General features: G+C 40.5%; 19 protein-coding genes. 2 read left to right on the forward strand and 17 right to left on the reverse strand.

Going from position 1 to position 19366, the window contains the following annotated elements:
* Nucleotides 1-42: 42 nt before the first annotated feature.
* The 9 genes from GKS34_RS15175 to GKS34_RS15215 all read right to left on the reverse strand — a co-directional run bounded on the left by GKS34_RS15175 (nt 43) and on the right by GKS34_RS15215 (nt 7576).
* On the reverse strand, nt 43-636 hold the full coding sequence (locus tag GKS34_RS15175; RefSeq protein WP_163385834.1) for an acetyltransferase: 594 nt from the start codon (nt 634-636) through the stop codon (nt 43-45).
* 19 nt (nt 637-655) lie between these two features.
* A complete protein-coding gene (locus GKS34_RS15180) occupies nt 656-1258 on the reverse strand; it encodes a sugar transferase (RefSeq protein ID WP_290226731.1) in 603 nt (200 codons plus the stop codon).
* Nucleotides 1259-1260: 2 nt separating this feature from the next.
* Nucleotides 1261-2427: an aminotransferase class I/II-fold pyridoxal phosphate-dependent enzyme gene (locus tag GKS34_RS15185; RefSeq protein WP_163385836.1), complete on the reverse strand. Its 1167-nt coding sequence runs from the start codon at nt 2425-2427 to the stop codon at nt 1261-1263.
* A gap of 211 nt (nt 2428-2638) precedes the next feature.
* Complete coding sequence (locus tag GKS34_RS15190; RefSeq protein WP_163385837.1) at nt 2639-3604, reverse strand: MraY family glycosyltransferase; 966 nt, start codon at nt 3602-3604, stop codon at nt 2639-2641.
* A 972-nt stretch (nt 3605-4576) separates the two neighbouring features.
* Nucleotides 4577-4777: a hypothetical protein gene (locus tag GKS34_RS15195; RefSeq protein WP_163385838.1), complete on the reverse strand. Its 201-nt coding sequence runs from the start codon at nt 4775-4777 to the stop codon at nt 4577-4579.
* Between the two features lie 147 nt (nt 4778-4924).
* Entirely contained in the window at nt 4925-5251 is a 327-nt protein-coding gene (locus tag GKS34_RS15200) for a hypothetical protein (RefSeq protein ID WP_163385839.1), read from the reverse strand.
* A 14-nt stretch (nt 5252-5265) separates the two neighbouring features.
* Complete coding sequence (locus tag GKS34_RS15205) at nt 5266-5667, reverse strand: putative toxin-antitoxin system toxin component, PIN family (protein ID WP_163385840.1); 402 nt, start codon at nt 5665-5667, stop codon at nt 5266-5268.
* Nucleotides 5664-5909, reverse strand: a complete 246-nt coding sequence (locus tag GKS34_RS15210) for a DUF8507 family protein (protein WP_163385841.1) — start codon at nt 5907-5909, stop codon at nt 5664-5666. The genes GKS34_RS15205 and GKS34_RS15210 overlap by 4 nt, the downstream gene beginning before the upstream one ends.
* Before the next feature lie 1283 nt (nt 5910-7192).
* The gene (locus GKS34_RS15215) at nt 7193-7576 is read right to left on the reverse strand and encodes a hypothetical protein (RefSeq protein ID WP_163385842.1); all 384 of its coding nucleotides are present in this window, start codon (nt 7574-7576) and stop codon (nt 7193-7195) included.
* Between the two features lie 1312 nt (nt 7577-8888).
* On the opposite strand from GKS34_RS15215, the gene GKS34_RS15220 reads away from it, so the two are divergent.
* Nucleotides 8889-9071 (forward strand): hypothetical protein, encoded by a 183-nt coding sequence (locus GKS34_RS15220; protein WP_162344334.1) that lies wholly within the window; start codon nt 8889-8891, stop codon nt 9069-9071.
* Nucleotides 9059-9376 (forward strand): type II toxin-antitoxin system RelE/ParE family toxin, encoded by a 318-nt coding sequence (locus tag GKS34_RS15225; protein ID WP_163385843.1) that lies wholly within the window; start codon nt 9059-9061, stop codon nt 9374-9376. Before GKS34_RS15220 ends, GKS34_RS15225 begins: the two co-directional genes overlap by 13 nt.
* 1254 nt (nt 9377-10630) lie before the next feature.
* On the opposite strand, the gene GKS34_RS15230 is transcribed toward GKS34_RS15225, so the two are convergent.
* The 8 genes from GKS34_RS15230 to GKS34_RS15265 all read right to left on the reverse strand — a co-directional run bounded on the left by GKS34_RS15230 (nt 10631) and on the right by GKS34_RS15265 (nt 19140).
* Complete coding sequence (locus tag GKS34_RS15230) at nt 10631-11530, reverse strand: NAD-dependent epimerase/dehydratase family protein (RefSeq protein ID WP_205602086.1); 900 nt, start codon at nt 11528-11530, stop codon at nt 10631-10633.
* The gene (locus tag GKS34_RS15235) at nt 11527-12774 is read right to left on the reverse strand and encodes a glycosyltransferase family 4 protein (protein ID WP_317167982.1); all 1248 of its coding nucleotides are present in this window, start codon (nt 12772-12774) and stop codon (nt 11527-11529) included. The genes GKS34_RS15230 and GKS34_RS15235 overlap by 4 nt, the downstream gene beginning before the upstream one ends.
* Complete coding sequence (locus GKS34_RS15240; protein WP_163385845.1) at nt 12725-13234, reverse strand: acyltransferase; 510 nt, start codon at nt 13232-13234, stop codon at nt 12725-12727. The genes GKS34_RS15235 and GKS34_RS15240 overlap by 50 nt, the downstream gene beginning before the upstream one ends.
* Nucleotides 13224-14372 carry a glycosyltransferase family 4 protein gene (locus tag GKS34_RS15245; protein WP_163385846.1) on the reverse strand — a complete coding sequence of 383 codons (1149 nt, stop codon included), beginning with the start codon at nt 14370-14372 and terminating at the stop codon, nt 13224-13226. The genes GKS34_RS15240 and GKS34_RS15245 overlap by 11 nt, the downstream gene beginning before the upstream one ends.
* Before the next feature lie 6 nt (nt 14373-14378).
* Complete coding sequence (locus tag GKS34_RS15250) at nt 14379-15743, reverse strand: glycosyltransferase family 39 protein (protein ID WP_163385847.1); 1365 nt, start codon at nt 15741-15743, stop codon at nt 14379-14381.
* 260 nt (nt 15744-16003) lie between these two features.
* Nucleotides 16004-16561: an acyltransferase gene (locus tag GKS34_RS15255; protein ID WP_163385848.1), complete on the reverse strand. Its 558-nt coding sequence runs from the start codon at nt 16559-16561 to the stop codon at nt 16004-16006.
* Entirely contained in the window at nt 16558-17766 is a 1209-nt protein-coding gene (locus tag GKS34_RS15260; RefSeq protein WP_163385849.1) for a lipopolysaccharide biosynthesis protein, read from the reverse strand. Before GKS34_RS15260 ends, GKS34_RS15255 begins: the two co-directional genes overlap by 4 nt.
* A gap of 324 nt (nt 17767-18090) precedes the next feature.
* Entirely contained in the window at nt 18091-19140 is a 1050-nt protein-coding gene (locus GKS34_RS15265; protein WP_163385850.1) for an SDR family oxidoreductase, read from the reverse strand.
* Nucleotides 19141-19366 lie beyond the last annotated feature (226 nt).

The raw sequence follows: 19366 nt of genomic DNA on the forward strand, positions 1-19366 counted from the left end.
TCTGTCCTCGGAATTGCAAATCCCGAGGAGCCGGGCTGGGTTTTAAATGCTTGCTTTCAGACCATTTCCGATCCAGGTGCTGCCATCCGGCACATTCCGGGTAACTACCGATCCGGCACCCACCCTGACCCAGGACCCGATTTGGATGCCTGGCAAGACGGTACTGCCAGCACCAATCAGGGTTCCTTCCCCCACCCGGACCCCTCCGCAAAGAATGGCTCCGGGAGCTATGTGTGCAAAATCTGAAATCCTGCAATCGTGGTCGATGGAAGCCGCCGTATTGACGATTACCTGCCTGCCCAGCTGGCTGTCTACTTTTACCAGGCATCTTTCCATGACTACCGTGCCTGCTCCCATGGTAGCACGCTTGCTGAAAATAGCGGAGTCATGGACCATGCTGGCAAAATCCGCCCTTTCCCGGTACCGCAGGTAAACCTTTTGGCGCGCACGGTTGTCCCCTATGGCAATCATTAAGGGATGGTCAAAAATAAAATGATCGGGAACCGGACCAAGCACCGGGAACTCCATAAGTTGGGTTAAGTGGGTATTGTCATCAAAGATACCGTGTACCCGATCCTCCGTGCCTAGCAGGTCAATGATTACTTTCCCATGGCCGGATGCTCCAAAGATGTACATGGAATCAGGTGTTTAAGGTTCAGGCACTTTTCCGATTTCCCCGGAATGGTACTACCGAAAGGCTACCTTCGGGATAAATATGTTCCCTACGAACCAGGGGCCGGATGGTCAGGTACAGGATTTTTACATCCAGCAGAAAACTACGATGGCGAACATACCAGGTATCATAGCGGAACTTATTTTCCCAACTCAACCTGTTCCGCCCTTTGATCTGAGCTATTCCGGTGATGCCTGGCAGGACTTCATGGCGGCGGTTTTGTTCTTCAGAATAGAGGGGAAGGTATTCCGGCAGCAGGGGCCGGGGCCCGACCAAACTCATTTCTCCCCGAAGTACACAATACAATTGCGGTAATTCATCCAGCGAACTTTGCCTTAACCAGCTGCCAATTCGTGTCAAACGTTTTTCATCGCTTAGCAGTTTACCCGACGCGTCCCTGGCTTCGGACATGGTGCGGAATTTCAACAAAGTAAAGGGCCTTCCAGACCGGCCGGTACGGGTTTGTGTAAAAAAAACCGGTCCTTCTCCTCTCCACCATAGCAAGACCACCAGTGCTGCCATCAGCGGAGAGAGCACCATCAGTAGTCCCACGGATACTAAAAAATCAAAGATTCGTTTTCCCACTTTCAAGGCAGTTTATCTGACACCTTCATGATGTCTTTGTGTAATGAAAAAACCACATCCAATACCCGGTCCATTTCTTCCTCCCTCAGTCCTGTGCTACTGGGGAGGCAGATGCCCTGAGAAAAAAGCGTTGAAGAAACGCCCGTTCCAAAGAATGGGGTATTTTTATATAAGGGTTGTAAGTGCATGGGTTTCCACAATAACCTGGATTCGATCTCCTGGTCCTGCAGGCTAATCATCAACTCCCTGGCTGAAAATCCTGCCAGAAGGGGATCAATTACCATGGTTGTCAGCCAGCGGTTGGAGAAAAAACCTTCCGGTTCCTTCAAAAAGTGGATACCTGAGAGTTCCTGCAGGAATTGCTGATACCTCCGGAAGATGGTCCTTCTTTTTTGGATTCGGTCCTCCAGGCTGTCGAGCTGGGCCAGACCGATCCCAGCAGAAATATTGTTCATTTTATAATTGAACCCCAATTCAGAATGCTCGTAATGGGGAAAATCCAGTTTTGCCTGAGTAGAAAGGTACCTGGCTTTTTTGGCCAGAAATCGGTTTTCGGTAAGCAAGGCTCCTCCACTCCCAGTGGTGATGATCTTGTTGCCGTTGAAAGAAAAAATGCCCAAATCTCCAAATGTTCCGGCATATTGCCCCCCGATACGGGACCCTACTGCCTCTGCTGCATCTTCAATCACGGGTATTTGGTAACGTTGGCTGATGTCCTTAATTCGAGGCCAGTTGGCGGGCATGCCAAAAAGGTTGACCACCACGATAGCCTTGGGCTTTTTTCTCTTCCGCAGCCGCGCTTGAATCGTCAGTTCGAGGGTATCCGGACACATGTTCCAGGTCTCCTCCTCACTGTCCACCAGTACCGGTTGGGCTCCAAGGTAAAGAATGGGATTGGTAGAAGCTATAAACGTAAAACTCTGGCAGAGCACCTCGTCTCCAGGGGCCACGCCCAGCAGGTGCAAAGCCAGATGAATAGCGGAAGTACCAGAATTGATTGCCACCACATGGGAAGCCCCAAACTTCGTGGAAAGCCCCTGCTCAAATGCGGTAATAAACCTGCCATTGGTGGCGATCTGCCCTTCTTCCATGGCGGCCATGACATGCTTTATTTCTGCACCCTGAAATTCCGGAAAAGACAGGTAAACTCTTTCTCTACTTTTTCCCATTACTTCCATGTAATTCGATACTACCTGCTAAAGATATAAATATTTCCAGGAAAATTAAATGATGGTCCATCCACGAAATGTAAGTTTAAACGGCTGTAAATCTTAAAAATCGCATAATTTTTTTACCAAAAAAATCAAGTACTTTTTCTTATGGGCTTGTGGCATTTTCCTTATAACTAAAACTATTTGATCCGCATGGGCCGATCGAATTTCAGGAATTTTTTTTTTCAATATTTTTTACATTTTTTTTGATCAGCCAATACCGGAAACCCAAATAGCCCGTAATCATCAACAAAACGAAGACCATGGCGGAGAACCAGTGAAAGGTTTCGAGGCCAACACCGTAGACCCATATCCCGTTGATGATCAACTGCAATCCGGCATAAGCCAGGGAGACCTGCACATGCGGAATGCCTGCCTCATTGGCCAGGTACTGGTACAGGTGGCTGCGGTGGGGCTGGAAGATATTTTCCCTGCGGTAAAGACGCAGCAAAAGGGTGATCACGGCATCCAGGCCATAAATGGTAAAGAAAAAGAGGTAAGCCGGATTTCCGGTAAGGATAATAAGCTTGATCATCAGGTAGCCCAGCACCATGGCCATGCTGACAGACCCTACATCCCCGGCAAAACAGCGGGCTTTTTTCCGCACATTAAACCAGGCAAAAGCGAGGCAAGCCAGGGCCAGCAGCAGGAGCAGTTCCCTTTCCCCGGACATTTCCGGAACCAGGGCAAAACTCCCCAGGGCCACCAGCGCATAGAGCACGGTAATCCCATTGATGCCATCCATAAAGTTGAACAGGTTGGTCCAGCCGATCAGCATGAAAAACAGCAGGGGTATCCAGACTCCCAGATGGGTGCCCTGCCCCAGGTCCAGCAGCAGCAGTGCAGTGGCCAGAAAATGCGCACTGATGCGCGGCAATTGATGAAGGGGTCGGATATCGTCCCACATGCTGATCCCACCCACCAGCAAAATGGCCAGGGCCAGTGGCCAGGAGGCCGCCCCCATCAGCCAGGCCAGGGCCACTGCCAGAACGAACACCATGCCCCCGCCGCGAATGGTACTTTGGGTATGAGAGGAGCGTTCATTGGGTTTGTCAATGATCCGGTAGCGTTCGGCCAGGCGAAAATAAAGGAGCAATGCTCCCAGAAAAAAAAAGAAGGCAATCAGGTAGTACATGGCTGTAAAAAGGGCTCTGGCAAAGGTAATTAATTATTATTTATTTTATAGTAGCAATTGGGTTGACTTGTAGACGAAGGCAGGGGAAACTGAGGGACTGAGGGACAAAGTGACTGAGAGATGGAGGGAGTACAGAAATTTTTAGTCACAAACACAAAGAGCCTCGAAGGCCACAAATGGAATTGGAGACTTAGGGACGAAGGGATGGTGTGGTGATGGCCCGAATGCTTAACCCTTAAAAAATGCAGCTGAATCCAATACCGCATTTCCTGCCTATCTGCCCGTAACTACAACCCAGCCTGTTCCGAGCTATTTCAACCCATATGCTCGACAGTTGAATCCACCGCCAGGGAAACTACACCAAAGCACGTATCTACAGGTAAAACAGCGTTCCTTTTATGACCAAACCCCGACAAGGCCTTAATGCATAAAAGCCAGAACCGAAACAGTCACCTGGCTTTAGACAAAGCGCACGGAAGGACACAGGTTGTATTCCTTGTTTTAACGCCAATTCCTTCTGTACTTTTGGCTTGATCCAAAAGTACCAAAAAATCAAGGCACAAAAATCCTTCCCCCCGCATACCTCCCGCACCGCCCGGTTTTGTGCCGGCCTACCCGCTTCTTTCATCCCTAGAGGTTCTGTCAAATTTAATTGGTGCAAAGTCCGTACTCCCACCCCGAACGGTAGTCTCTTTAACCCTTAACTACCACGATCGAAACCAAAACCAGCCCTCCTGCCAAAATGCAAGAACCTATCCACCAGCCGGTACCCATTAAAAATCTGTGCTAATCTGTGGCCATCTGTGGTGAATCAGTAAACGATCAAACATATCAACCACCAGGAATGAATCCAAAAACAGGCCCAAAGGCAAAAAGGCCAGGCCCTAAACAGTCACCTGGCTTTGGTCAAAGGGCATAGCAGGACAAAGGCTGATGGGGGTGGTAAACGCCCATTCCTTCTGTACTTTTGGCTTATATCCAAAAGTACCAAAAGATCAAGGCACAAAAATCCTTCCCCCCACCATCCTCCCGCACGCCCGGTTTTGTGCCGGCCTGCCCGCTTGGCTTTTCTGTTGACATGTTATCAAAAATAATGGGTGCTTCGATTATCGGTTCATGAAATAAAGAACACCCACTCAAATGCAAAATGGCCAGACGCTTAAGTCCGGCCATTCAAATGCCATTTAAATTTTAATCAACTTTCCCGCCAAAAAAATCTGTGTTAATCTGTGGCCATCTGTGGTGAATTAGTAAACGATCAAACATATCAACCTCCAGGTCTGAATCCAAAAACAGGCCCAAAGGCAAAAAGGCCAGGCCCTAAACAGTCACCTGGCTTTTATCAAAGGGCATGACAGGACATTCGTGGTTTTCTCTCTTTAACGCCAATTCCTTCTGTACTTTTGGCTTGATCCAAAAGTACCAAAAGATCAAGGCACAAAAATCCTTCCCCCCGCATACCTCCCGCACCCCCGGTTTTGTGCCAGCCTGCCCGCTTCTTTCATCCGTAGAAGTTCTGTCAATGCTACTAGATGCTCTATAAAGCGCAACCTCACGCCTCGGGCTATTAATCGCCATCCTATTACAAGCCCCGAAGGGACGAAATACCATTAACACCAGGTAAGCCGACAAAGGAGGGGGAGGCAAGGCAGGGAAAAAGTTTATAACAATAACCGCTTAAATTCAGCTATGGAAATAGATTTAATTATAGGGAATTCTATTTTTTCCAGAATATTAAAGTCCTTGTCCTGCGTTACCAGGTAGTCCGCACCTGCAGCTACTGCGCAGTCAATAAACTTATTGTCATCCATGTCTTTAATGAGATTCCATCTGAAGTAAATTTCAATTTTTTCTACGTTTGGCAGTTCCAGAAGCGCTTGCAGCACCGGGTCGGCTACCTTTTTTCCCATATGTTTCTCAATTATCTCGGAATATTCAGAAAGAATCTCGGTAGTCACGCTAAGTTGGTAGGCTCCTTCAATAAGCTTTTGGAAAACCCAATGATACGGTGAACGTCTTGATATAGATACTAGTAAAATGTTGGTATCTAAAACCACCCTCACTTTTTGTCACTTTTGTAAGGTGTACGCATTTTAGCTTTCAACAATTCTTCGGCATCCTCATTTGTCCAACCTTTTTTCTGCCAGCTTTCGTCAGCCATATCCATTGCTTTTTCTGCAAAATATTGGCCAATCAGGTAACGGATGGCTATCAGATCTTTTTCTGATACATCTTGTGCATAGAGTTTGAGCATTTCCCGCTGTAAATTACTCAACGAAGATGACTTTGCAGGCTGTTTTTCCATAAGGATAGAAATGTAATGAAACCAAACAAAAAAACAAGTTTGGCTGAAGAGAAGTTCAAGATTAATCGGAAGGGAAGGCGGCATACTGATAATGGGGTGATGGTTTGATGCTTTAATGATGTGGTGTTGTGGTTTTTTAATTGCTTAACTGGTTAATTGATGAAAGACTCCTTTAACCCTTAACGGTTCCCACACACCAGACTGCTTTCCGGTTATAAAACCAAACCCCGGCAGGGGTGGAAGGATTCTATCCCCGGGTAAGCCGACAAGGGAGGCGCAGCCCGGGGTAGTGGGACCACCTCGTTTCCTGCATTGGCTAAAGAGCGGCCTACTAATGGAGTAGACTTTCCGCCAATGCCCAAGCAGGTCTGGAACTACCCCCCGGCCCCCTCCTAAAACAAGGAGTGGGAGGCGAGTCAAGCATTATTTTAACCCTTAACCACCACCGCTGTATCCCCGACAAGGCCTTAATGCATAAAAGCCAGATGCTAAACAGTCACCTGGCTTTAGACAAAGCGCACGGAAGGACACAGGTTGTATTCCTTGTTTTAACGCCAATTCCTTCTGTACTTTTGGCTTGATCCAAAAGTAACAAAAGATCAAGGCACAAAAATCCTTCCCCCCGCATACCTCCCGCACCGCCCGGTTTTGTGCCGGCCTACCCGCTTCTTTCATCCCTAGAGGTTCTGTCAAATTTAATTGGTGCAAAGTCCGTACTCTCAACCCGAACGGTAGTCTCTTTAGCCCTTAACTACCACAATCGAAACCAAAACCAGCCCTCCTGCCAAAATGCAAGAACCTACACACCAGCCGGTACCCATTAAAAATCTGTGCTAATCTGTGGCCATCTGTGGTGAAACGGTAAACGATTAAACATATCAACTACCAGGAATGAATCCAACACCATTCCACCTGCCAGCGGGCCCGTACCCAAGCACTCAGCCGGCTCTTAACACTTTAACATGTTGCTATTCAATCAAATTCTCCGATTTTAAACCAAACCCATGTGGTAAAGAATTAAAAAGAGTAGCAATAGATTGACAATTGTCCTTAATAAGGCAAAAAACCGATTGCGTATCACGTTTAATTCACTCTTTTTCTTCTCGATTTCATAAAAAAGCTTTCCAATCAACAAGAAGTTAACCAATAAAAAAAATAAGGCTATATACCCCACAAAATAGGGCAAAGACAAATACGCAATTAAACCATAAAGTACATAGATGGATATGGTAATAACACTGGTATTACTCTGAAGTTCTTTTGGATTGAATACAGATAAATTCTCAGGCTGCTCCATAATAACAAGTAGTAAAATCAACGATCATAATTCCAACCCCAACCCAGCCCATCGCTCTTCTTCCCAGTAGCTTCAATGCTTTGGTTATCGACGTGACTGAGCCCAAGGCTGAAGTATTTTGGATTAAATCGTAAACGCCAACGACTCCGGATGCTACTCCCAGACAGGCCATTACCTGAGGATCAATACTCACATTGCGGTTTCCATTTTGGGCCTGACTCATTAAAAATGAAAGCTCATCTAAAATATCTTCTGAAAGGTCTAAATTCAAAGAATCAATTGTGTTATCTGGCTTATCAATTTCGCTGCAAGCGAAATTCAGCATTAATAAACCAATAAAATAAAATTTTAGATTTAATAAAATTTTCATAAGATGTAATCATAAAAATCAAATTTTAAATACCTAATAATTCAACTTTATAAAACATTCTTAAAATGTTTACCTGATCCAATCAATTATAAACAGCATTAATCTAAAGATTATTTGTTTTCTAAGCAAGAATTTTTTTAATTTTTTAAAGAATTAAACGATTGACCAAATAACCGATTAAACATTTTAATTCTTATCTGCCAGAAATTGAGAAGAAAGGACTGAGAGACGTGCTAGTCAACATGAACATTTTAGCCATTAAACTATCAGGAATTGAGACTGAGAGACTTAGGGACTGAGAGATGGGGAGACGAAGAAACATAGGGATCTTGAGATATCATGCTGATTTTCAGTACTTCCGTTCCCTGAGTGGAGCCTAAGGGACGAGCCAACTAACCCTTAACCACCGCGGTTGAACCCTAAGCACTCCAAATGCAAAAAGGCCAGGCCCTAAACAGGCACCTGGCTTTAGGCAAAGGGCATGCCACGACATTCGTGGTTTTCTCTCTTTAACGCCAATTCCTTTCGTACTTTTGGCTTAGATCCAAAAGTACCAAAAGATCAAGGCACAAAAATCCTTCTCCCCGCAATCCTACCGCACCCCCGGTTTTGTGCCGACCTGCCCGCTTTTTTCATCCCTAGAAGTTCTATCAATGCTACTAGATGCTCTATAAAGCGCAACCCCACACCTCGGGCTATTAATCGCCATCCTATTCCAAGCCCCGAAGGGGCAAAATACCACTAGCCCCGGGGAAGCCGACAAAGGAGGCGCAGCCCGGGGTAGTTGGGGTCTTGCGTTTCCTACATTGGCTATCCAGCCGCTAAAAAGAGAAACCAGGTTTCCGCCAATGCCCGGGCTGGTTCCATTTCAGGTTGACGCAGATGGCAGGGCGAAGGCTGATGGGGATAGTAAACGCCAATTCCTTCTGTACTTTTGGCTTAGATCCAAAAGTACCAAAAGATCAAGGCACAAAAATCCTTCCCCCCGCAATCCTCCCGCACTGCCCGGTTTTGTGCCGGCCTACCCGCTTCTTTCATCCGTAGAAGTTCTGTCAAATTGATTAGGTGCAAAGTCCGTACTCTCACCCCGACCGATAGCCTTTCTATTAACCCTTAACTACCAGGATTGGACTAAAAACAAAAAGGCCAGACCCTAAAGCCTGACCGACACCGAGCCGGTTAACCAGCCAAAATGCATCAACCCTCTGGGCACCCAAAAATATACTTCTTCAGCTGATCAGGGATCCCTAACCTTAAGACCATGTGATGATTTTCAAAATTGATTCATTATCTTTGAAAAAAAATAATTACCATGATAACCAAGACTCAGATCATCAATTCCCTGGACCAATTACCTGAGCACCTTACGATTGATCAGGTAGTAGACCATTTGATTTTTCTTGAAAACGTCCAAAAAGGACTTGATGATTCCGTGAATGGTCGGATAAATACCAAAGAAGAGGCAAGAGAAAAACTCAATAAATGGTTAAAGTAATCTGGACCGATGCTGCCATCTTTGATTTAAACGAAATCGGAGAATATATCTCAAAAGATTCTGAAAGGTATGCACAATTAACGGTAGATAGATTATTTAATGCGGTTGACATACTTGAAGAACAGCCACGATTAGGAAAAATGGTTCCTGAATTCCAAAACGATAAATTAAGAGAACTTATCAGATTAAACCATAGAATTGTTTATCATATAGTTGATACCTATCGTATTGATATTGTTACTGTTCATCGATGCGAAAGGTTAGGTGGAAATGCCTATGACTTTCCGGATTTTGATACGGAATAGTCAGTAAACTAAAATGGTCCTCCCATATGCTAACCCCGGGTAAGCCAAGGCACGAGGCGCAGCCCGGGGTAGTTGGGATCTTGCCTTACCTACATTGGCTAAACAGCCGCTTAAAACTGGTGAAGACTTTCCGCCAATGCCCGGGTCAGTTGCAGAATTCAAAATGCGCAGGACATGAATCAACGGACATAGCAGGACAAAGGCTGATGGGGGTGGTAAACGCCCATTCCTTCTGTACTTTTGGCTTGATCCAAAAGTACCAAAAGATCAAGGCACAAAAATCCTTCCCCCCGCATACCTCCCGCACCCCCGGTTTTGTGCCAGCCTGCCCGCTTCTTTCATCCGTAGAAGTTCTGTCAATGCTACTAGATGCTCTATAAAGCGCAACCTCACGCCTCGGGCTATTAATCGCCATCCTATTACAAGCCCCGAAGGGACGAAATACCATTAACACCAGGTAAGCCGACAAAGGAGGCGAGTCAAGCATTTTTTTAACCTTTAACCACCACCGCTGTATCCCCGACAAGGCCTTAATGCAAAAAGGCCTCGCCCTAAACAGTCACTTGGCTTTTATGAAAGGGCATTGCAGGACAAAGGTTGATGGGGGTAGTAAACGCAAATTCCTTCTGTACTTTTGGCTTGATCCAAAAGTACCAAAAGATCAAGGCACAAAAATCCTTCCCCCCACCATCCTCCCGCACCCCCGGTTTTGTGCCGGCCTGCCCGCCTTTTTCATCCCTAGAAGTTCTGTCAATGCTACTAGATGCTCTATAAAGCGCAACCCCCACACCTCGGGCTACTAATTGCCATCATATTCCAAGCCCTGAAGGGGCAAAATACCACTAGCCCCGGGTAAGCCGACAAGGGAGGCGAGTCAAGCATTTTTTTAACCTTTAACCACCACCGCTGTATCCCCGACAAGGCCTTAATGCAAAAAGGCCTCGCCCTAAACAGTCACTTGGCTTTTATGAAAGGGCATTGCAGGACAAAGGTTGATGGGGGTAGTAAACGCCAATTCCTTTCGTACTTTTGGCTTGATCCAAAAGTACCAAAAGATCAAGGCACAAAAATCCTTCCCCGCGCATACCTCCCGCACGGCCCGGTTTTGTGCCTGCCTACCCGCTTGGCTTTTCTGTTGACAGGTTATCAAAAAATAATGGGTGCTTCGATTATCGGTTCCTGAAATAAAGAACATACTCTCAAATGAAAAATGGCCAGACCCTAAAGCCCTGCCATTCAAATGCCGATTAACCCTTATAAATATGAAGGCAAAACGTCCAGCACCCGCCGTGGCTTCCAGCCCAGCTTTTCCCGGGCGAGGGTGTCGTCGAAGGTTAGGTCGGAGGTGATTTTGGCTACTTTATCGGAAGTGATCTTAAAATTAGGGCCAAACAAATCCCCTACCCTCCCCAGGCCTTTTGCCAGCCAAAGGGGGATTTCACGGGGATGGGGTTTTTGTAAAACGCGGCAAATGGTCTCTTCCAATTCCCTGAAAGATGGATGGTAACCGTCAGTAAGGTTATAGATCCCTCCTACTTGTGCCAGTTTTGGCAGGATAGCAGGGATATCCTCGGCCAGGACCATGCTTTTCCGGGCGGTAGCCTTGCCGATGCGCAGGTATTTTCCGCTGCGGATTCCGCTAATCATGGCCCCCAGGTTACCGGGAGGATGAGGACCGACTACCAACGGCAAGCGTACTATCCCCAGAACCACTCCCTTTCCCTTCGCCCATTGAGTGAGCCATTCCTCGGCCAACAATTTGCTTTTGGCATAGGGGGTCTTTCCATCTAAAGATATGTCTTCGGATAGTAATTTTCCTTCCGAACGCCCATATACTGCCACGGTGCTGATAAAAATAAAGGCTTTGGGGAGTGAGGACAGGCGCTCCAGGGCCCGGCAAAGATTTTGAGTACCTTCCAGGTTTACCTTAAAAAACGCCTGCTCCTCTGCGGCATTTCCGGGAACCGTATGAGCTTTTCCGGCTGCATGGATGATTACATCCGGAACCGTATCATAGGGAATGGAAAAAGGCTTGCTAATGTCAATTCGCGCCCCGGTTGATTTATCTTCCAAGGGTAAAAAGGAATCCGGGTTACCGGCCACAAGTAGTTTTCCTAAAAAGCCTGTGGAACCTGTAATCAAAAATTTGATCATACAGTTATTTCATCAAGAAAAGAAAGGTATTTCTCAGCCAAAATATCTCTATTAAATTCCCCTTGAGCTAGCCTGAATGCATTTTTTCCCATTTCCTTAGCGATATTTTCATTTAGGCTAAGCCATAAAATTTTTTCAGCAGCCTCTTTGGGTGAATTTAAACTAACATTTATCCCACAATTATTTTTTTCAACAAGATCCTTTATCCAACCATTGGAAGTTTGAATGATAGGTACACCTGCAGCAAAAGAATCAAATATCTTATTGGGGCTACAAGTACTTTGCACCAGGTTGTCCAGAGTTGCAAAAAGAGTTGCGCGGCTATTTTGAACCCATACTGGCAATTCGGCCTTGGGTTTGAGTCCCAGAAAATGAATATTTTGTAGTTTATCCCTTTTCTTTTCGGCGAGAAGTCTTTCCCGATCCACTCCATCTCCTATAAAAACCAAAGAGATCCTATTTTCCTTATCGATTTTATCTAATTCCCTGGATACTTCCATCCAGTAATTCGTATTATGAATCAATCCTAACGAACCGATATGGGTAAATAGAATTTTCTTAGATGCCCACTTTGGTAAACGCTCCTTACTGATCTTACCAAAAAGCTCTAGATCAGAGGCATTCGGAATGACACCAAGTGCTACTCCGGGGTTCCTTTTTGCTATATAATTTCTCTGCCCTATAGAGGCACAAACAACCTTATTGGCAGATTTGTAACATATTCTTTCAAACCAAAGCGCCGTTTTCCTTTGCCAGGAGGATTGGATTATCCCCAATTCAATCGCTCCTGCAGGCCAAAGATCACGGACTTCAAAAATAGTAGGCTTTCTGCGGAACCGTTTGGCAAATACCATTGGGAGACCAATAGTGATAGGACCGGATGATGCAATACAAACATCATATTTTAGAGAGAGTGCATAATAGATGGAAATTAAAGAGAATTGCAAAGACCGAAACATGCGTTTAAATTTTGAAAAACGATTAGAATCCCCTGAATCAATAACTATTAACTTTATACCCTCCAATTCCATTTTTGAAATAAAAGAAGAAACTCTAATATCGGATTTATCATAGGGAGCTGTAACAACGGTAACAGTATTCCCTGATTTAACCCACCTCCTGGTCAATTCATAAACCCTGGTACTCCAACTGCCTTTTGGCGTACCAAAATATTGATAAAAAAAAAGGATACTTTTATTCATATTTAGATTTATATACTGCAGGAACTCCACAATAAAAAGCATTTGCTACTTCAAACTTTTTATTCAGAAAACTATTAGCACCTAAAACACTTCCCTTTGGTAATTTTGAATCTTTTGAAATAGTACAATGAGAACTTATCCAACAATTCTCTTCTATGACAATACAGCCCTTATCAGAAGGTCCAAATCTAAAACTTTGATTAATTTTGGTGTGATTTTGAGAAACTAAAACGCAATTAGGGCCTATAAGCACCTCATTTCCGATATACATATTGTCGCTAATGATAACGGTATTCGGACCTATATAAACATTATTACCAATTGAAATACCAGATAAATTAACTATAAGAACTGAACTATGGACTTGAAAATCCTTACCAACGCTATCCATAAAAAGAGAATATAAAAAACCTCTAAATCGCATTAAAGGTGGTAAATTAGGTAAAAAATAAGTAAAGCTTCTAACAAACCAAGAATATAAAATCGATATCTTAGATCTCATAAAATAACTTTTCTATAAAATTTTGAACTGTAAAATCTTTTACTTTAACGTAAGCAGAAGTACGTAATTTATTACAAAATTTAGGATTATTAATTAAATAAAAGATTTTCTCCACAAAATCATTTACATCGTTATAATCGGCAAACAAAATTTCTTTACCATTTTCAAAAATATCTGGTAACGAACCAACGGGTGTACTAACAATATTTAAACCATTGGCCATAGCCTCCAAAATAACCCTAGGGGATCCCTCAGAAAGACTAGCGAAACAAAAAATATCATTACATCTAAAAATTTCATTAAGTTCCGACCTACAACCAATATGACCAGTAAAATAAACATTTTTCAATTGCAATGTTTTAACTAGTATTTTTAAATCATCTTCCAATTCACCTTCACCGACAATTGTCAATTCTGCTAGAGGAAACCTAGATTGTACAATCGAAAAGGATCGAATAATAATATCAACACCCTTTGCCTTTCTCAAATACCCGACGTAGACTAGTTTCGGTTTATCATTTTCAACTTTTTTATGATCGTCAAAATAAAAATCAGATTCAATTAGTGTTGACGATACCAACGGCGTAGCCGAAACATTATATCTCTGCAATTTTTTCGCTAAATGAAACCCATTTGTAAACACCTTTGCATTTCTGCAAGCCAACATATACATCCAATGTTCAGGTAGAAAAAAGAAAGTATAAATCAATCTTCTGAATGTACTCAGGTTAGGGTTATTTTTAAATGTGTCAATTGGATCACCAACGAAATGAATAATTTTATTTTTATTTCTAAAAAAAATAGATTGTAACCAACCAAATGGAATAGGATACCTTACATAGGAAAAATCAAAACTTTTTAGTTTTGAATAAGCCTTGATGTAATACGGAAAAAACTTAATCGCTCCAATATAACCCTCAGAGTAGGGCAATTCGTATATTTCAACATTGTCAGAATTACTAAAGCCAAAAAACTCTTTTTGATTAAAACTTTTAGAATGAATTTTTGTAGGAGATAACAAACAAACTTTATCAAAATATTTAAGGAATTCTTTGATATATACCCAGTGTGTATATGGTAAAAAATACTGGGAATTCAATTTATGTACAGTCCAAGCCTGAATAACAATTGTTCTCATAAAATATTAAATCAAATTTCTGGTACTTAGTCGAACAAATGCAAAGGATATAATAGCTAATAAATTTAAAATAATAAAAAAATAAATAAACTTTTTATTTGGTCTATAAACTAAAAAGAGTGGTAAAATTAGGTGAAGAGCAACAATAGATGGAAGACTTTGTCTTAAATTAAAGACCGATAAAGATAATCCTTGACCAAATTTATAAAAGAAATAAAAAAAGATAAAAAACCATAAAAATTGATGATTGTTTCTATTTTTAAAAAAGAAAAACACACTAACAACGAAAAATGGAGTCAAAGCTGACTGGAAAATGTTAGCAGTGTAATTATAATTAGTGAAAAATTGAACATCAGGGAGAAATACTGCAAGCGGAATTGGTAAAATTACAGAACCAAGGATGAAAAGCGGAGAAGAAAACAAAAAAGCAAGGTTAGAATTAGATATTAGGGACTCGATACCGATGTTGGAATTTTCTCCAAAAATATTATCATATCTCGACTGAAAATAAAAAAACGGCTCATCAATTAAACTATATTGATTAAGAAATGACCACAGAAAGAAGACACCAAAAAGAATTAAAAATAAAAAAAATGAAAGTAGATAGGTACGTCGCTGTCTTGTAAAATAAATCAATAACACAAAAGCTAATAATACAGGGATAATTGTTGCTGCTCGAACAAAAATTAGAGCTGTAAGAAACAAAATGACTAGAATAATACTTTTTAAAGAATAATTAAACTTAACCAATTTCATTAAATAATAGAAAATAGCCGTTAATAAAAATATTAATAAAGTATCTTTAAATTGAAGAGAGGAATAGGTAATAAACACTGGAGAAAAAATAACCAATGACAACCCAAAGTTTGACACATCTTTGGAATAAAACATTCGAAGCAATTTTGCGAAATATACAACCATTAAGGCACCAAGAAATGCATTCCCTATCCGAACAATTATCCAAGATTTAAAAAATAAATACATAAGTAAAGAACTAAAGGTTGGGAACCCAGAATAAAATCCAGTTGAGAGTGGTATATCGGATTCAAAATTTATCCCGTTAGCTTCCCAATTTTCAGCAATTTCTATAGATATCTCATTATATATAAAATCATCTTTGTCAGTAACGAAGGGAAAACCATTAATCTCTAAAAAAAATAAAGCAAAGACGAAAATGAAAATAAATCGTATTAAAAAAGCAATTAAAAATATTTGAATCAATGAAATATTATACTTTTTTAAAAAATCATTGTAAAAAATAATAATTAGGAAGTATGATAAAAAAACAAAAATTAAACCTATAATATGAAATTCATGAATTTCGCCAGAAAATGCTATTGAAACAAGGGTCGAGCCCAAAATTAATGCCAAAAAAGAAAGTTTAAATTGACTAAAAAAATATTTAATTGAACTTATATACATTTAGATATAGAATAATTAACTCATGAAATTTCAAACTTAAAGTTTGAAAAATAGAATCTTTTTGAAAAAAGAATTTGAAGTAATTTATTGAAAAATATATTCCAATTAGATCTTAGTATAGGTTGTGGCGAAATAATTACGCAAATACATATCACCATATTAACATTATTAAACACAAAAATTATTAAATAATAGAAAATTCTTCTATTTCAATTGTTTGTTAAATTGATATTTTTGTAAAATCTTGCGGGAATACCGTAATAAATTGAGTTAGCTGAAATCGTTTTATTAACTAGGGAGCATGCTCCTACGACAGCTCTGTCATGTATAATAGAATTTCCTAAAATTCTGACATTACATCCAATCCAAATATCATTGCCAATTTCTACTTTCTCTTTGGCTACAGGATTATCTCTAATGGATAAATGGGGTTGGCTATAAGTATGCGATGAGCTCATTATAGTACAATTATGAGCTATTGACACCTTATCTCCGATTAAAATACCTCCGTACCCATCCAAATAACAAAACTCATGAATACTAACGTAGCTTCCTAGTTTAATCCCATTCCAATTCTTAAATGTAACATTTGATCCAATTACTATATTATCTCCACATTTTTGAAAAAGATGTTTGGTCACTGCAAATCTAAGTATTTGAAATATTGGTTGACTAAAAGGCTTCAATAAATCGTAAAAAAAAATGCGGATAAATCTCGGTAAAATACTAATTATCAAAACCAAAATTTTAATAACAAATTTTTTCATATTCTTTTCTCAAAACGATACTTGAAAAATAAAACTAAGGTAAGGAATTGGATAAACGAAGAAATCAAATATACAAAACCAGCACCAAGCAATGAATAGGCAGGAATTAACAGAAAAGAACTAATTACCGTGACAGATAGAACAATTAAATAAATAAAAACTTGGATTTTAAAATCTCCCATTGCGTTTATAGCATTGTTAACCCCAAATGAAAGAAAGGAAAAAATAGATCCTGTGAAAATAACGATTAATAATTTTGTGTTACCAATAAAATCGTCATTAAATAAAATAGGGAAAATAAAATCCTTAAATGGCAAAATAGAAAACTGAAGTAGGCCAATTGCAAATAATATTAAAAGCTCTTTCTTAACTATTTTTAAAAATGATGTTTTTTCTTTATCAATGAATTTTTTAGATAAAATAGGAATACTATTTTGCACAATTGACTGCACCAATACTCTTGATATTATAACAATATACATGTACCCCGAAAAAATACCTAATTGAAAAGTACTGGTGTAATTTTCCAAAATAATTCTTGGGAAATTTGGTATTAAGTATATAATAAATAACGAAAATCCAGCGAATATACCCGTATTGAACAAACTAAAAATTGAATTTATTTTTGCTTTATTAATCTTAAGCAAATTGAAATCGGGATATTTATATAAATCAACAAGAAGTACCACCAAATAGGATAAAGGAATAGAAATCAAAGAAATCAAAAACTCATCGAATAAATTAAAAAATAAAAATGAAACGATACCTAGTATGATCGACCTTCTTATTAAACTTTTTGAATAAATTACTATTTCGCTCTTTTTATGATAATATGCATAAATGATATCATTTACACCCTCAATTAACTTAGCAGTTCCGATTATTAAAAAAATGAAAAAATATTCAATATAAAAAAAGTAACCTATAAATAAAGATATTAAAAAAAACAGTGTAGAAGTTGTAATTCTTAAATAAAAAAAATTGGAATACTCATCCGATGTCTGAACCTTTCTGGAAATATAAATATTTCTTAGTTGAAAGGATAAGAATGAATATAATGGCAACAAATAAGAAATAACTAATGAATACCCACCTAAATATTCCGTCCCATATTTTTTCGAAATAAACGACAATATGATCCATTGACTAAATGAAACTAAAACATTGGAAACAAAAGAATAAGAAATGTTTTTAATTTTAACCAAAATAAAAAGTTAAAAATAATTTTTGATTATTGCATTGCATCCTGCTGTTTGATATTATGAAATTAACGGATTTTTCATCAGATAAAACATTAAAATTTCTAAGGCGATAAGTGGAGAGGTTGCCCTTATTGGGAATATTACAAATACCAGGAACAATATCGAGATACTAATCATATTTTTTTGTAATAAGTATCTTTGTCAATTATACGGTAATGTAATAAACAAAATACAATTGAAAACTAATATAAACTTTTGCCTATACACTCTACAAAGGCATTCTATAACATCCGATCGGAATATAAAAATTAAAACTTATTGTACAAATCACGCATTTTCCCAATACCAATTACATGCCTCCTTTAAGCCCCGCTGCAGACTGTATTTTGGATCATATCCGAGAATCGATTTCGCTTTCTGTATGGAGGCCAGAGAATGGGGAACGTCTCCTTCCCTGGCGGGGCCGTAATCAAACTGAATCTCCCGGATTTGAGGGTCATATTGGGAAAGGTTTTCCTTTAAGGATACTACCAGTTCATTCAGGCTGGCCCTTTCCCCATAGGCCACATTCACTACTTCGGAAAGGGTTTCCTCAGAGGAAGAAAGTGGTGCATCCTTTACTTCCTGTTGGTAATGCACCAGGCCCGTTCGTATTCTCTCAGTCGGAACAGCTGCTGCCAGGTGGTTGGCTTGTAGCACGTTTTCAATATAGGTAAAGTCCCGGGAATAGGTCCCGTCTCCATTGATTTTGGAGCTTTCGTGCCGGATCAGCGAAGAAACAAATTTGGGAATAACGGCCGCATAAGCCCCATCGGGATCCTGCCTCCTACCAAATACGTTAAAATACCGCAAACCAATCGTTTCAATTCCGTAAATTTTTGAAAAGTTTGCGGCATACAATTCATTTACAAATTTGGTGATGGAATAGGGAGATAAGGAATTGCCAATTTTATGCTCCACTTTGGGCAGGTCCGGATGATCTCCATAGGTGGAACTGCTTGCTGCATATACAAAGCGCTTTACCTTTTCCTCCTTTGCAGCGTAAAGCATGTTTACAAATCCGGTAATATTCACTTCCGTACTGGTAATGGGGTCGGCAATAGACCGGGGAACGGACCCCAATGCCGCCTGATGCAGTACATAGGCACATCCTTTAACGGCATCCATACAAACCTGCTTATCTCGTATATCTCCTACAATAAGCTTGAAATCCGGATTTTCTAATGCTTCCTCCAAATTTTCTCTTTTTCCGGTGGAAAAATTATCCAGGCAAACCACCTGGTTTCCGTTCAAAAGCAGGTCATCGATAAGGTTTGATCCTATAAAGCCTGCTCCACCGGTAACAAGGACTTTGGAATCAGTAATTTTGTATTCCATAAAAAAAGTGCTAAAGGGCTGATGAGTTGTGGTTAATGTTTTTTTGGTTTTAAACGGCCCCTTGGTAGTTAGGCTGATTCGGAGGGTTGTTAAGGGTTAAGGGGCTTATTTTTGGTTGTTATGGTGGTAGCGGGATGTTGTCCGGCTGAATTGTCTTTGGGCTGATTTTTGGGTTTGTTAAGGGTTAAAAGGTTATGCAAAAATCCCTTGGATTTTTGATTTTACT

Origin of the sequence: Cyclobacterium jeungdonense (genome assembly GCF_010994275.1) — a bacterium.
In the GTDB taxonomy this organism is placed as follows: domain Bacteria; phylum Bacteroidota; class Bacteroidia; order Cytophagales; family Cyclobacteriaceae; genus Cyclobacterium; species Cyclobacterium jeungdonense.